Here is a 15272-nt window from a genome sequence, read left to right on the forward strand (position 1 = left end):
TGTGTTCTATATAGTTAGATTTAACTAAACAAAATGCAAGCGTAAACTTCTCTGTAAGTTAAAACCACAGGGTGGAATAGAGATGTTTAAACATATAAAAACAAAAGTATCTGGTGCACCAACACCAATGGGCGGTTTGGCATTAGGTATTGCCAGCCTAGGTTGGGCTTGGGAGAGTATGTTTAACCTAAATGGCTTAGCACAATATACCGGTGCCGCTATTGCGAGCGTGTTATTGCTATTGTTAACACTTAAGTTTTTATTGCATCCTCAGCTGCTTAAAGCCGATTTAGCCCATCCGATTGTGGGAAGTGTGGTGCCTACTTTTGCTATGGCTACTTTAGTGGTGTCTAATTCTTTAGGGCAGTTTTACTCCCTTGCGGGAGATGTGCTTTGGGTTGGTGCATTTTTATTACATGTGGTGTTTTTAATCAGCTTTATTGCTCATCGCGTGATTGAATTTAAAATTGAGCATATGGTGCCAAGCTGGTTTGTACCGCCGGTTGGGATCATTGTTGCCGATGTCGCGTTTTCAGGGAATCCGGCTCTGCTATTTTTAGCACAAGGGGCGCTTTATTTTGGCATGCTGATGTATGCAGTTATGTTGCCTATGATGATTTACCGGATCATTTTTGCTGCGCACATTCCTGATGCTGCACAACCTACACTGGCTATTTTAGCGGCGCCAGCAAGTTTATCGTTAGCTGGTTACTTTACAGTTATCAGCGAGCCGTCACCGGTTATTATTGGCTTGTTATTTGGAATTGCGGTACTGATGACCTTTATAATTTACGTCGCATTTTTTAAATTACTGCGCCGTCCATTTTGCCCAGGTTACGCTGCGTTTACTTTTCCTATGGTCATTGGTGCTACCGCGTTATTTAAACTTGCCGCATGGATGCATGCAGAGGGTATTGATTTGCAGTTTGTTAAACAAATACAGTATTTAGCAACGTTTGAACTGATTGTGGCAAGTGGGGTAGTTTGCTATGTGGCGGTTCGTTATTTGGCTCACTTTAAGCTTTTTAACACTCAATTTAAGCCTCTCACCCTATCGCAATAACAATTAAACGCTTGTTTGCACTACTTCGTTGGCCGCGTGCTCAATTGCTTGTTCGGCATCTTGCTCAGCAAGCTTTGCGCGCTCTGCTTTTGAAACATAAGCCGGTTTGTTGCTTTTATGCAGCTTGGCATTAGCACGCTTATCTTTGTTATTAAATTTTGTAATGATCTTTTTTCTGCGATTCATGATTAACCCCGTAATTTTAAGGTGCGCATTATACAGGCATCTTTAGTAAAGCTGTTAGATAAATATAGTGGCGGTTTTACGCTCTGTCGCAAAGCGTTGTTTGTTATTAAACAAGGGCGTTATAATTATAGTTCTTGGTTGTTAATTAAATGGGATTTGTTTTGAAAAAGTTAGCTTTAGCTAGTATCGCTTTATTGGCCTTTAATACTCATGCACAATTAAATAAAATTAATGACAGCGTGGCTGATTACGCTGAAAATACCTACCAAAGTGCGCAAGTACATACACTCACAAATTTGGTGTCTTTTCCAACGGTTAATAAAAGTGATGTTAGCGCACCACAAAATCCCGACTTTATTGGCTTTAAAGCGTTACTAAAAATGAAAGCCGCTGAACTGGGCTTTGACTACCAAGATTTAGGCTATACCGTACTCATAGGCATGGGTGAGCAAAAAGAAAAAGTAACCATAGTGACTCACGGTGATGTACAACCTGCAAACGCCAGCAAATGGAAACAAAGCCCATTTATTATTGATACCTCAGAGCCGGGTAAATTAGTTGGCCGAGGTACCGAAGACGATAAAGGCGCTATAGCCACCGCTTTATATGCGATGAAAGCCATAAAAGATAAAGGCATAACCCTTGATAACCGCATTGAGCTGATGGTTTACCTAGCGGAGGAGTCTGATTGGGAGCCGTTAACTGAGTTTATGAAAACCTATGAGCAACCAAAGTATGCGATAACCATTGATGCCTCATACCCTGTAGTGGTTGCTGAAAAAGGCTGGAGCTTAATTGCGCCAACATTTGATGCAACATCACCACAAACAGGTGTGTATGTCAGCAATGTAACGGGTGGTGCCTTTGCTAGCCAAATCCCTGAAGATGCCAGCTTAACTTTGCATAATGCGAGTACTGAATTGATGGCTCAATTAAAACAAACAGCCAAGGTTCTTAAGCAAGTAGAATTTACCTTTGATGATCAGTTAGATGGGACTTTAATTAGTGTTAAAGGCATGTCGGCTCACTCATCTGAGCCAGAGTCAGGTGTTAACGCCATTGCTTATTTGGCTGAACTATTTAAAGCCGTTGAGCTTGAAAACAACAGCGATGGGCAGCTCATTAAGTTTGTAAATCAGCTAATTGGCCTAGATATTCACGGTAAACAGTTTGGTGATATTGCGTATAAACATGACTTTATGGGGCCAATGACGGTAGCGCCCACAGTTATTGAACGAGACGGTAATAACCTAACGTTAGCGGTTAATGCTCGTCGTCCTATGGGTAAAGAGGCTGACTTACTAAAACAGCAAATTAATAGTGCGCTTACTCAATGGCAAGCTGATAATAAAGTAACATTAGCCAATGTTAAAACCACAATTGGTACACCCATGTTACTTGATGACGCGCCCCATGCGCAGAAGTTACTTGATATTTTTAAACACTTTACTGGCGATCAAGACGCAGATTTTGTCTCTATTGGTGGTGGTACCAACGCTAAGTTATTTGATAATGCCGTATCGTTTGGTCCATCAATGCCAGGTAAACGCTACACCGGTCACTCAGAACATGAATTTATTACGCTTGAGCAACTAGCACTTAATTTACGTATGTACACCGCAATGATGATAGAGCTGGGAAATATGTAATTAACCAATAGCAAAAACTAAAAAACCGCCTTGATGGCGGTTTTTTTATAACAACTAAATGTTATTGAAAATTAACGTCTGGTAAGCACTCAAACCCAGGTTTTGCAAACAAGTAGCCTTGCATTAATTCAATGCCGACACTTTTTAGCCAGTGATATTCTTCAACTGTTTCAATACCCTCAGCTAACGCCATTATGTTCAGTTCTTCAAACATATTTAAGCAGTTACGCACAATAGTTTGGCGTTTTGTGTCTTTGTCGATATCGCGTATAAGTGCCATATCGAGTTTAATAATATCTGTTTGAAAGTCAGCTAGTAAGTTTAATCCAGAATAGCCTGAGCCAAAGTCATCGGTAGCTGTTTTAAAGCCTAATTCTTGGTAGTAGCTTACAACCCGCTCAACGTGGCTGCTGTCTTCTATTTTTTCAACTTCAGTAAATTCAAACATAATATTAGTTGTAGGGAAGTTGTACTTTTTAGCCGCTTCTAGGGTAGTGCGAATACAGCGCTCAGGCTTATAAATAGCGTTGGGTAAAAAGTTAATGCTTAGCATGGTGTTTATGCCTAGCTTAGAGGCAAGTGCAATGGCTTTAATTCTACACAGTTGGTCAAAGGTATAGCGGTTGTCGTCGTTTACTTGGGAAATAATAGAATAAGCCGACTCATTATTTAAACCACGAACCAATGCTTCATACCCATAAATAGTGTTGCTCTGGCAATTTATAATAGGCTGAAATGCCATAGTAAAGTCAAAATCTAGTTCGCTAGAATCAGCGCAGTTGCTACAAGATACTTTTTCGCAACTTTGTGATTTCTCGTTCATGCATCCACCTTTAAATTTAACCCACACTTAAAGGTGGTTAAGTTTCTTGTAATCCTAACAAAGTATTGAGATTTTACATAATTATATTAGCGAACATTAATATAACTCATAATAAAGTTTTTATTTAATTCATGAAAAATTAGCAGTAAGGTTATGCTAAAACATAATCTTACTGCTACGCAAAAAGTATAATTGGTTTACAAAATTAGTTAAGTGTTGCCGTTAGCTTTATGCTGGTATTGAGTAATTTTGAAATGGGGCAGCCTTTTTTGGTGTCTTCACACAGGGCTTGAAATTGCTCATTGGAAATATCAGTAATTTTTGCATTAACTACCAATTCAATTTCACTCACCGCAAAGCCATCGTCTACTTCATCTAAGCTTACTGTTGCTTTGGTGCTTATATCGTCAGCAGTAAAACCTGCTTCGCCTAACGCCAATGATAACGCCATGCTAAAGCAAGCACTGTGGGCTGCACCAACTAGCTCCTCTGGGTTAGAGCCGGGCTTATCTTCAAAGCGAGTATTAAACCCATACGGCTGGTTATCGAGAGCACCACTTTGAGTTGATATAGTGCCTTTACCACTTTTAATATCGCCAGACCAATTTGAGCTTGCCGTTTTTTTAATTGTCATCATGTTCTCCTTGTTGCGATTAATGTAAATTTTTCAGCATTGATATCAGTTGTATGTAAAATAATCCGATAATTGCTTAAAAATGTACGTAGTAACATGGAGGCTGCAAGATAAACGCCAATCTCTATTTGCTACGTTTACATCGCTCAGAACAATAAATAACGTTATCCCAGTCTCGTTGCCATTTTTTACGCCACGCAAACGGTTTATTACACACAGGGCATATTTTTTCAGGTAGGGTTAGTTTTTTATGTGCCATAGTTATTTGCCTGACTGCTTTTTGGATTTACGTACCGAGGGAGTGATGGCTACATGTTTTTTTAGTATGGCATGAATAGCACGTTTAACATCGCTACGCTCTCGGTATTGCCACAATCGCTCGCGTGCCTCTTTAGATGCTCGAGTTAAATCAAGCATCGGCTCTGGGTAATCTTCACCAAGTTTAAAGTCATTAAATAATGCTTCCATGGGCGTTTGTTCCCAAGGTTGATGTAAATATTCAATGGGGAGCTTTTCAAGTTCAGGGCACCATTTTTTTATAAACGCACCGGTTGGGTCTTGATCCTCCGATTGCTTAATTGGGTTGTAATGACGAATAGTATTAATACCGGTGACAGAGGCTTGCATTTGAATTTGCGGGTAATGAATCCCCGGTTCAAAGTCTAAAAAGTAATTAGCCAGCGGAAAACTTGCTTGTTGCCAGCTAATGTTTAAATGATGCGTTACAAAGCTAACCAGCATAGCGCGCATTCTAAAGTTGATATAACCGGTGGCTTTTAAACAGCGCATGCAGGCATCAATAATAGGAATACCAGTTTGCCCCTGTGCCCAGCGTTCAATATCGCTAGTAATCTGAGCGTCATCACGATACGGAAATGCATGGTAACCCGGATTTAACGCTTTAAATTCCATGGTACACTCGCTTTCAAACTTTTGCATAAAATGGCAATGCCAATGCAAGCGCGATACAAACGCGGCAAGTGGACGCTTCCACCCTTTTTTATCGGGATGGGTTGAATGGTATGCGTCAATCGCCATTTGATACACTTGCCTCAGGCTGATATTTCCCCACGCTAAATAGGGCGATAACCTAGAGCAATGCGTACGGCTTAAGCTTGGGCTGGATATTCCTTTTTGATAACCCTTACCGCGTTCAGCAAAAAAGCTTTGCATTACTTCACGGGCAAGTCGCGGCCCTCCATATTGAAAGTTGTCATCGTCAGCTGTGTAACTGTCTGGTAATTCTGGCGATTGGTAGTGTGTGAGTGTCACTGTTTTAATGTGTTTCCAATCTGGGATGGCAATTGGCGCTTGCATTGTTTGTTGCCAGCATTCATTCCAATTATTGCGATTTTTTTTACCCCGAATGACAGCCCCCGTTGGTGACTCTAACCAGTTAATCTGATTATGTTGGCACCATGCTTTAATCGCTTTATCGCGCTCAAATGTATTATTTAAGCCGATTTCTTGGTGACTAAAGAGATTAATTATTTCAAACTGGGTGTGTAGCTCTTCAAGCAACGACTGCATATTTTGTTTAAATATGTAAACGCAGCTATTAAAGCGATCAAGTTGTTGGTTTAAATCACATAGCGACTGATACACAAAGCGCCAATGTCGCTCGTTATAATGAGCATCTTCGAGTAACAGCGGCTCAAAGTTGTACAGCAATAATGTTGGAAGCCCATTGCTAAACGCATGTTTAAGCGGTTGATGATCGCTTAAACGTAAATCGCGTTTAAACCAGACAATGTTTATTTTTTGGCGCATGAAATTAAACTATTTGCTAACGGTGTAGTATTAATGAAGATCCAATCTATAAATACGTATTGTCTAGTACTAGGGTTTAGTTTTTAACTTAAAAGTGAGAAATAATGTTTTTAGATTTAATGCAAAACAGCAACCGCTCTGTTTATAGCTACTTAGTTGGCGGTATTAGTCCACGACCGATTGCATGGATAAGCACGCTAAGTAGTGAGGGGGTAACCAATATTGCACCTTACTCTTTTTTTACCGTAGCAAGTTGTCAGCCTGCAGTGTTAAGTGTTACTCAAGTTAACCCCAGCGATAAAGCCAATAAAGATACACTGACAAATTTACTAGCCACCAAAGAATGTGTGGTTAATATTGTTAGTCATGCCTTAGTAGAGCAAATGAACCAAAGCTGCGCTAATTACCCTAATAATGTCAGTGAGTTTGATGAGGCCAGCATAGATAGAGTCCCAAGCCAGTTAGTTAATCCGCCGAGTGTTGCAGCTTCAAAAGTACGCTATGAATGTAAGCTTCGAGAAGTGATCACTATTTCAGATGAACCAAGCGGTGGCAAAATGATGCTCTTAGATGTAGTGGGAATTTTTATAGATGACGCCACGTTGGTAAATGGCTACATAGATCCGACACGTTTAGATGCAGTAGGTAAAATGGGCGGCGATTACTTTAGCACCACCAAAGATAAGTTTGTATTAAAACGCCCACAACTTTAAAGGTGAGCGCTTTAATTACATTAGGTTAAACAGCACGCTATTTACTCTGTTTTTGGTAAAAACAGTGCACTCATTGCCCCCAAAAAACCTAACCCACTGTAAAGCAAAATAAGCTCTGCGGTTGATAAAAACGATTCTAATAAGCCTATGCTGCCCAACATCAGTAATAAAACCCCAATAACGGTATTACTAACCGACACATAATCGGTGCGTTTGTTACCCTCTGCCATATCGACGAGGTACGTTTTTCGCCCTAAGCGTACTCCTTGGTGCGCAACTGAGAGTAAAAAGTACAAAATAGGCATAGCCCACCAATTTAGTAGCAGCTCGTTATACCAAGTTGCAATAACAAATACAGCCAGCCCATTAATGGTAACCAAAGTGGCACTGAGTACCAGCACTCGCTGGCTAGATAAGTCACTTAAGCGTCCCCAAATCGGCGCTGAGACTAGGCTTGCAAAGCCGGAAACGGCAATAAAGGTGGCAAGTAAAGAAAATTCAAACGACTGTTTACTGGCTAAAATAATATAAAAAGGGGCACTCAATGCTGAACAAAGCAGTAAGGCACGTGTAATAACAAAATGCGCAAACTGTTTGTCTTGGTATAAAATTTTTAACTTTGAAAACGCGTGCAATAGGCCATTATTCGCTCCTTCGGTAGCGCCACTATATTCGTTAATTTGTGCATAAAAAAACGCGGCAATCAGCCACATTAATGCACCCAGTAGTAAAGCGATGATCACAATATCTTGATCTTTTTGCTGTGAAAAAAACCACATCAAGAGACCAAACGTTAATGTAGCAAAACCGGCAATACTTGCAGCAAGCCCGCTAATATTACCGCGTTGCTGTTTAGGAATAACTTTGCCCAGCACATCTTTTGCAGCGACAGAGTTAAACCCTCTGGCAAGGCTAAATAAAATTAATAAGCCAATAATGGCGTAGCCTGCTTGTGCGCCCTTGAGGGTGAACGCCACCGCAACCATGGCTAAAATGCATCCTGCTTGCATCACTGCACCTATTACCCATACCCATTTACGAACGGGGAGTTTGCGAATAACGTTAGCAATAGCAAGTTGGGGCAGCAATGAACCCGATTCTCTAATTGGTACTAACCAAGCAATAAAACTCGCTGGTACATTTAAGCTTTGCATTAACCATGGCAGCGTTATTTTTGGATTAAGCAGTGCATCAGCAAACTTACTAAACAGCTGGCTAATGAGTAAAATAATAAAATTACCGGGTACTTCCTGACAGGCATTGTCGTCGATGGCCTTACACGCGCGAGCATCTTCTTCGTTATTTAAGCGTTTATAAATTTGTTCTTTTGTCAGTTTTTTCACTCTATTTTACCGCTGTATAAGTACAAATATTTATATATATTAAGATGGTATGGTTAACATATCTACTTTACTCATTGTTTTTAAGTTCATATGGCAACCACTTTAGAAGTTTTTTAAATAATATGTCTTGTGCAATGGGCTTAGAAATATAGTCGCTCATTCCAACCTGTAAGCACTTAGCTTCATCGCCCACCATAGCGTTTGCTGTCATAGCAATAATAGTAATTTGGGGATTTTTACTTCCAACTTCATTTACTCTTATATGGGTTGTGGCTTGGTAACCATCCATCACTGGCATTTGGCAATCCATTAAAATGAGTGAGTACGGGTTATGGGAAGTTGTTTGTTTTAAATATTCGAGCGCGTGCTGACCATTTTCTGCAATATCAATGCTATTAATTCCTATTTTTTTAAGCGTGGTAGAGGCGACGATTTGATTAATGTTGTTATCTTCAACTAGTAAAATACGAATGTTTTTGTCCCACACAATATCATCGCTCGACAAAGACTGAGTGTCAGATAAACCCTTAGTAATGAGGCTGTTATTACTTTGCTGTTTACCGCTAAAGCAGGTCGATAGCATCTTAAAAAGATTTTGTGTGATTATGGGCTTTGTAACAATGGCTGAAAACCGAGACGCTTGATATAAATCGCGCTGTTTATTTAGCTCACCCGTGGTCATTAAAACAACATGCGCAGCCATAAGATCTACTTCTTTATCAAGGGTTTTACTTAAGGTTAACGCATCGCCGTCACTTAGCTGCATATCAATCATAATTAAATCAAAACAAAGGTTTTGTTTTTCGATATATTGCTGACATGTTTTCACAGCCTGCTTTGCGGATGGGCTGATTACGGCTGTTGCTCCCCATTTAGTAAACTGCTTGTGTAAAATAGAAGATTGAGTTTGATTGCTGCACACAATTAAAATATTTAACGATGACATATCTACAGGGGGTAATACTTTTTGTGGGTTTTTACTGCGTTTTAGAACAACATTAAAGCTAAAGTTACTGCCCTTATTTTCTTTAGATTGTACCTGTATATCACCTTCCATTAGGTGGCATAACTTTTTAACAATCGCTAAGCCTAAGCCCGTGCCACCATATTTTCGTGTTGTTGAAGAGTCAACTTGAGAGAATGATTTAAATAGCTTGGCTTGTTGAGCTGCAGAAATACCAATTCCAGAGTCTATTACTTGGCAGCTAAAACGCATTTGATTGTTGTTAATCGGTGTGAGTTTAGCAATAACTTGCACTTCGCCTTCATGGGTAAATTTAAGCGCATTATTTACTAAGTTTGTTAAAATTTGTTTGAGGCGTCCGGCGTCACCAATGACAAAAGCGTATTCAAGATGCTCTATATCTAGCATTAACGGAATATTTTTACTGTGAGCATGAATTGCTATTGTTTCGATAAAATTGTCGAGCATGTTACAAAGGTTAAACTCCAATTCTTCAAGCTCAAGCTTACCGGCATCTACTTTTGAAAAGTCTAAAATATCGTTAATAATATTTAATAAGGAGTTTGCACTATTGAGTGCAATGCTTACCTGATGATGTTGTTTTTCATTTAATGAACTATCTAAAATCAAATTAAGCATGCCTAATACGCCATTCATAGGCGTGCGAATTTCATGACTCATTGCCGCTAAAAACTCGCTTTTAGCAATATTAGCCTGCTCAGCCGCCGCTTTTGCTTCAATTAATAATTGATTCGCTGCTTTTTGCTCAGTGATATCTTGCTGAATTCCCACATAAGCTGTGAGCTGTTGCTGCTCGTTAAAAACAGGTGAGATTTGTAGGCTATTCCAAAATTCCGTGCCATCTTTTTTATAATTTAGTATCTCTATACGTTGAGTTTTTAATGTTTTTATTGCATGAGTAATAATATCTATTGCGTTCTTATCTGTGTTTGGCCCTTGAAGTAAGCTGCAATTTATTCCTAGCATTTCCCCTTTACTATAGCCTGTGATTTTTTCAAATTCAGAATTTAAAAATACTAAAGGAAAGCCTTGCACGCTCGCATCGGCTATAGAAATACCCACATTACATGATTCGATTGCCTGCGCTAATAAATCATTTTGCTCTTTTGCTTGTTTTAATGCTTTTTGAGAACGTTTTTGATCAGTAATGTCAGTTACAGAGCCTGCCATTCTAATTGCTTTATTATGCTCATTGCGCAGTGCCATCCCTTTTACTGTAAAATAACGATAAGCGCCTGATTTAGTCTTTAATCTATAATCGTAATTAAAGGGAATGTTGCTAATTAAGTGATTTGCTATTTGCTTTTTATGCTTGGTTATATCATCAGGGTGAAGTAACTTATAAAGTGCATCAGTACAGTGAGGTAAAGCGTTTTTATCGTTTTCGTCGTAGCCAAGCAATACGCTAATACGGGGAGAAAAATATACTTCATTTGTAACAATATCCCAATCCCAAATACCATCATTACTGCCTTTAACTGCCAGTTCGTAACGCGCTTCACTTTGCTTTATCGCTTCTTTTGAGGATTCTAAAAGCTTAAACGGGTTTAGTAGTAAGTGCCTGCCAAATAAAAACAGAAATAATGTCGATAAAGCCATGCTTGCAATAATTGATATAGCAATATCGATTATGAAGCGAGTGGTTTTAGCAGCAATTAAATTGGCAGTAATGTAGTAGTTTAATGTTATATCTGTATTGCCAATGAGGTTTTGGTTAATGCTGACATACTCGTCACCTTGATTTAAATTAGAATAATAAACCCATGGTCCTGCTAATGTCAGTCCATGTCTTTCACGGTCAAAGTCGGTCGGTAGTAACTGGGTCATTGGCGTATTAAATTGAACCATAAGCACGCCCTCAGTAAAGTTATTATATTTTATAGGCACCGCAATTGTGAATAAATCAGTATTGGTTGGCTTATTTAATATCACCGCCTTTTCTGTTTGCTCTTCAAGTAAGCTATTTATCCATGGTTGCTCAATTATACTCAGCTCGTTAAGCGAAGGGTCGTTACTAAAAACCACCTCTTTTAATACGTTTATAATCGTTATTTTTTCGGTGCTACCCATTATTTTATATTGAAAAAGGTAATCTTGGAGTAGCGCTTTTGAGGTGTCTGACCCCATTATGGCGTTAGATAAAATAGGTTGACGAGCAAGGTCATTAAGAATTTGTGTTCTTGTTTCTAAAAATAGTGTGAGGTAGCTGGTGGTGAGTTTAGATTCAATCTCAAGACTTTTACTTTGCAAATCATAGATAGCAGTATTTGCACGATGACCAACAAACAGTAAAGAAATAGTCACTGATAATATTAAGCTCAATACTAAAAAAGTATAAAAAGCATTATTTGTTGAGAGCTTAAATTTTTTATTTATTAATGCTCGCATTACTCAACATTGCCTATTGGGTTATTGATAATGTGTATTTTTCCATCTGGTTGATAATTTGCCATGCATAAATCGTCAAAACCAAGTGCTTCGTGGGCATCAATATTATTAGCTGACCACACAGCAAAAGGTCGTTGGTATTGTTTTATTAAGCCATTAACTGGCATGGTTAAGTTCTCAAGTGCATGTTTAATTTTTGCTCTGTTGTGCTCTGTATTATCGGTTAAAGTTATTTGTGATATGCCCTGTAACAATAGTTTTGTTAAGTCGTAGGCATGAATAAATCCAGCCGGAGAAATCAACTCAGTGGGTGCTACAGGGTTAGGCTTGAGAGATAAGCTTTGTGCTATAACATTTTTAGTTAAAGCGGTTTGCGGCGTTTTTAAAAATGAAAAACAGCTTTGTATAAAATGTAAGCTCAAGTTTGATTTTATAGCTTGTTCAACGTTGGCAAAAAAATCCCCACCCGTTATTCCCCAATGACTAACAATAGGAAGGCGTTCATTTTTGGCAAAACTTGCCATCGCATTTATAAATACAGCCCCCTCAATGGCATTTCCAACAAATAAAATACACTCTGCAGGTGTATTTTTTATTTGATGCAGCATTAATTTGGCGTTATTTATTTTTGTGTTCCAGTTAAACCATTTTACTTGTGGTTTTATATCACCAAAGGCCTTAAGCATGGTGTTGTTGTTTGATTTTCCCCATGGCGTGTCTTCTAAAAGTAAGAGCGGATTTTTGCAATTTAGAGTTTTCGTTGCAAATTGGGCCATTCTATAGCCGGCTTTTGTATCATCTACTGAGAGCCTAAATACCCAGTTATCATCGCTAGGGTATCGGGTAATAGACCCTCCGGCAGCCCAAGGCAGTAGTAGTAATATTTTGTTTTTATTGATGAAGTCTCTGTTTTTTATATATGGCGTGGAGTGCAATCCACCAATAAAAACCAGTGCATTGCGGTCTTTTAGAAACTGCTGCATGTGCAATAAGCTGCGATTCGAATTACCTCGGTTGTCTTTTTCAATCAGTGTGAGCTGATAATCTTGCACGTTATTATTAATCTCAGCTAAAGCAGTCAGCACCCCCATCTTCATTGCATAGGCCGATTCGTAATGGTTTGAATAGTCTGAGTCATGGTAGAGCGTTAATGTTTTTACATCTTCGCTGCGTGCACTTAAAGGAAATGCTGCAATATAAAGTACACTTAAGAGGAGTACACAAACCAAAGATCGCATAATAAACTTTATGTTAGTAATTTTTATTAAAGTTAGTCTATTTTGGCGTTTTTTCCTGTTTTAAAAGGAAATTATTTAATTTTTTTATAAAAATATAAACCTGAAATATGATTCAGTATTTTTTTATTAATGGGCATAAAAAAGCCAGCTAAGCAGCTGGCTTATTGAACTGTTTTGACTTTTATTTAAAGTCTTGGGCGCTGTGGCGCTCTGCCATTTGTTCTTCTTCTGGGCCCCAAGTACGATTAACACGGCGGCCTCGTTTTACGCCTGGACGCGCTGCTATTTGCTTAGCCCAACGAACCACATGGGTATAAGATGTAACATCTAAAAACTCTGCCGCGTCGTATAGGTCACCTAAAACCAGTGAGCCATACCACGGCCAAATAGCAATGTCGGCAATTGAATATTCACTGCCTGCCATGTATTCATTGTCACTTAAATGGCGGTTTAGTACATCAAGCTGGCGCTTAGTTTCCATGGTAAAACGGTCAATCGGGTATTGCATTTTGGTTGGTGCATAGCTGTAAAAGTGACCAAAGCCGCCACCTAAATAAGGCGCCGATCCCATTTGCCAAAACAGCCAATTACGACATTGTGTTTTAGCTTGAAAATCATTAGGAATAAGCGCATCAAACTTCTCGCCAAGGTATTGTAAAATAGCGCCTGATTCGAATACAGGGGTTGCTGGTGTTGTAGAGTGATCCATCAACGCAGGTATTTTTGAGTTTGGGTTTATATCAACAAAATCAGAGCCAAACTGGTCGCCTTCACCAATATTAATTAAATAAGCATCGTACTCAGCCTCAGTAATACCAAGCTCTAATAGCTCTTCAAACATAATACTGACTTTTTGCCCGTTGGGGGTCGCTAATGAGTAAAGCTGAAATGGATGTTTGCCAATAGGCAGTGTTTTATCGTGAGTTGCACCTGCAATTGGGCGGTTAATGTTTGCAAATTTACCGCCACTTTCATTGTCCCATGTCCATACTTTTGCTGGGGTGTAGTCGTTGTTATTACTCATAAATAGCCTCTAATAGTTTAAACGTGCGTATTTGCTTTGCCCGTTGTTGCTTTTAATTTATCTGCTTTTGCTAATTTATACCCTAAAAAGAATCCACTTAGTGCGCCAAACAGATGGCTTTCAAACGAGATGTGCAACCGCTGTGGTAACACGCCCCAAATAAAGCCACTGTATAAAAAGGCCACCACCACGGCTATAAAAATAGATTTAAAAGAACGTCTTACAATGCCATAGCATAAAATAAATCCCCATAACCCATAAATAACGCCACTTAAGCCGACATGAATATTGCCACGAGCAAACATCCATACCAGTAATCCACCGACTAATGCGGTGAATATAAATACACTATAAAAACGCTTTACGCTGTATTGGCAAATTAACCAGCTTAAAACAATGAAGGGCAGCATATTACTAGCAAAATGCCACCAGCTACCGTGTAAAAAGGGAGCGCAAAGAATACCAATCAGCCCTTGAATGCTGCGTGGGTAAATACCTAAACCATTTAAACTAATGCCTGGCAGGCTATTAATTAGTTGCAACACAAAACAAATAGTCACAATGCTTATAATGGCAAAACGGGTGCTGCTAAGTAACGACAAGGTGGATGGTTTATTTTGCATACGGTGCCCTTATTTATATTAAGAGTGGCCAGTATAGGAATAGTGGTGAGTAATGAAAAGCAAATTAAAAAGCACAGCGATTAAACTGTGCTTTTTATGCTGATTAATTGTAATTAACCAAGCTTGGTAAGTAATTTTTTAGCTGCTAGCTCAGAGCTTGCTGGGTTTTGACCGGTGATCACTAAACCGTCTTCAAGCGCAAGAACGCCCCAGTCGTCGGTTTTTTGATAGTCACCACCTTTTTTGATTAGCTCGTCTTCGACTAAAAATGGCACTACATCTGTTAATTGTACAGCGGCTTCTTCAGTGTTACTAAAGCCGGTAACTTTTTTACCCGCAACCAATGCATTGCCATCAGCATCTTTTGTATTTAAAAATGCGGCGCTCGCATGACACACTGCTGCCACTGGCTTTTGTAATTTTACAAAATCTTCGATGAGCGAGATTGAATCTGTGTTATCCACTAAATCCCATAATGGGCCATGGCCGCCTGGATAAAATACCGCATCAAAATCTGAAGCATTCAGTTCACTTAGTACTTTTGTGTTTGCCATTAATGTTTGCGCTGTACTGTCGTTGTCGTATCGCTTGGTTGCATCAGTCTGGAAGTCGGCTAGTGTACTGGTTGGGTCGATTGGTGGTTGGCCACCGTTTGGTGAAGCTAGAGTGATTTCTGCGCCAGCATCTACAAATGCATAATAAGGGGCGGCGAATTCTTCTACCCAAAAACCTGTTTTCTCACCGGTATTGCCTAAATCAGCGTGTGAAGTAAGTACCATTAGTATTTTCTTAGCCATTATTTTTTCCTTCTGATGATTTAAAATTGTAATTTT

Annotated in this window: 14 protein-coding genes; 3 read left to right on the forward strand and 11 right to left on the reverse strand. The window is 39.2% G+C overall.

Features of this window, described 5'->3' with window-relative positions:
• The first annotated feature begins 82 nt into the window (after window positions 1-82).
• The gene (locus tag MTF66_RS17265; protein ID WP_193049126.1) at window positions 83-1063 is read left to right on the forward strand and encodes a TDT family transporter; all 981 of its coding nucleotides are present in this window, start codon (window positions 83-85) and stop codon (window positions 1061-1063) included.
• A 3-nt stretch (window positions 1064-1066) separates the two neighbouring features.
• Here MTF66_RS17265 and MTF66_RS17270 read toward each other — a convergent pair whose 3' ends face one another.
• On the reverse strand, window positions 1067-1249 hold the full coding sequence (locus tag MTF66_RS17270) for a DUF2986 domain-containing protein (RefSeq protein ID WP_054202087.1): 183 nt from the start codon (window positions 1247-1249) through the stop codon (window positions 1067-1069).
• A gap of 161 nt (window positions 1250-1410) precedes the next feature.
• Between MTF66_RS17270 and MTF66_RS17275 the strand changes: the two genes are divergently transcribed.
• Entirely contained in the window at window positions 1411-2898 is a 1488-nt protein-coding gene (locus MTF66_RS17275) for a dipeptidase (protein ID WP_248527700.1), read from the forward strand.
• A gap of 61 nt (window positions 2899-2959) precedes the next feature.
• Here the strand turns inward: MTF66_RS17275 and MTF66_RS17280 are convergent, their stop codons facing one another.
• From MTF66_RS17280 to MTF66_RS17295, 4 genes are all read right to left on the reverse strand, one after another.
• Complete coding sequence (locus MTF66_RS17280; RefSeq protein WP_024601923.1) at window positions 2960-3721, reverse strand: EAL domain-containing protein; 762 nt, start codon at window positions 3719-3721, stop codon at window positions 2960-2962.
• A 205-nt stretch (window positions 3722-3926) separates the two neighbouring features.
• Window positions 3927-4355 (reverse strand): OsmC family protein, encoded by a 429-nt coding sequence (locus MTF66_RS17285; protein WP_024601924.1) that lies wholly within the window; start codon window positions 4353-4355, stop codon window positions 3927-3929.
• 124 nt (window positions 4356-4479) lie between these two features.
• The gene (locus tag MTF66_RS17290) at window positions 4480-4614 is read right to left on the reverse strand and encodes a DUF2256 domain-containing protein (protein ID WP_076921450.1); all 135 of its coding nucleotides are present in this window, start codon (window positions 4612-4614) and stop codon (window positions 4480-4482) included.
• A 2-nt stretch (window positions 4615-4616) separates the two neighbouring features.
• A complete protein-coding gene (locus MTF66_RS17295; RefSeq protein ID WP_248527701.1) occupies window positions 4617-6125 on the reverse strand; it encodes a cryptochrome/deoxyribodipyrimidine photo-lyase family protein in 1509 nt (502 codons plus the stop codon).
• 104 nt (window positions 6126-6229) lie between these two features.
• On the opposite strand from MTF66_RS17295, the gene MTF66_RS17300 reads away from it, so the two are divergent.
• Window positions 6230-6838: a flavin reductase family protein gene (locus tag MTF66_RS17300; protein WP_248527702.1), complete on the forward strand. Its 609-nt coding sequence runs from the start codon at window positions 6230-6232 to the stop codon at window positions 6836-6838.
• Between the two features lie 41 nt (window positions 6839-6879).
• Here MTF66_RS17300 and MTF66_RS17305 read toward each other — a convergent pair whose 3' ends face one another.
• From MTF66_RS17305 to MTF66_RS17330, 6 genes are all read right to left on the reverse strand, one after another.
• A complete protein-coding gene (locus tag MTF66_RS17305) occupies window positions 6880-8181 on the reverse strand; it encodes an MFS transporter (protein WP_138570475.1) in 1302 nt (433 codons plus the stop codon).
• 67 nt (window positions 8182-8248) lie between these two features.
• Window positions 8249-11470 carry a response regulator gene (locus MTF66_RS17310; protein WP_248527703.1) on the reverse strand — a complete coding sequence of 1074 codons (3222 nt, stop codon included), beginning with the start codon at window positions 11468-11470 and terminating at the stop codon, window positions 8249-8251.
• An 83-nt stretch (window positions 11471-11553) separates the two neighbouring features.
• Window positions 11554-12792 carry an ABC transporter substrate-binding protein gene (locus MTF66_RS17315; protein ID WP_138620914.1) on the reverse strand — a complete coding sequence of 413 codons (1239 nt, stop codon included), beginning with the start codon at window positions 12790-12792 and terminating at the stop codon, window positions 11554-11556.
• Window positions 12793-12973: 181 nt separating this feature from the next.
• On the reverse strand, window positions 12974-13816 hold the full coding sequence (gene yghU, locus MTF66_RS17320) for a glutathione-dependent disulfide-bond oxidoreductase (RefSeq protein ID WP_138620916.1): 843 nt from the start codon (window positions 13814-13816) through the stop codon (window positions 12974-12976).
• Window positions 13817-13833: 17 nt separating this feature from the next.
• Complete coding sequence (locus tag MTF66_RS17325) at window positions 13834-14439, reverse strand: rhomboid family intramembrane serine protease (RefSeq protein ID WP_054202093.1); 606 nt, start codon at window positions 14437-14439, stop codon at window positions 13834-13836.
• A gap of 113 nt (window positions 14440-14552) precedes the next feature.
• Window positions 14553-15236 carry a type 1 glutamine amidotransferase domain-containing protein gene (locus tag MTF66_RS17330; RefSeq protein WP_138620918.1) on the reverse strand — a complete coding sequence of 228 codons (684 nt, stop codon included), beginning with the start codon at window positions 15234-15236 and terminating at the stop codon, window positions 14553-14555.
• Window positions 15237-15272: the final 36 nt, after the last annotated feature.

The sequence above is a fragment of the Pseudoalteromonas sp. 2CM39R genome (assembly GCF_023161845.1).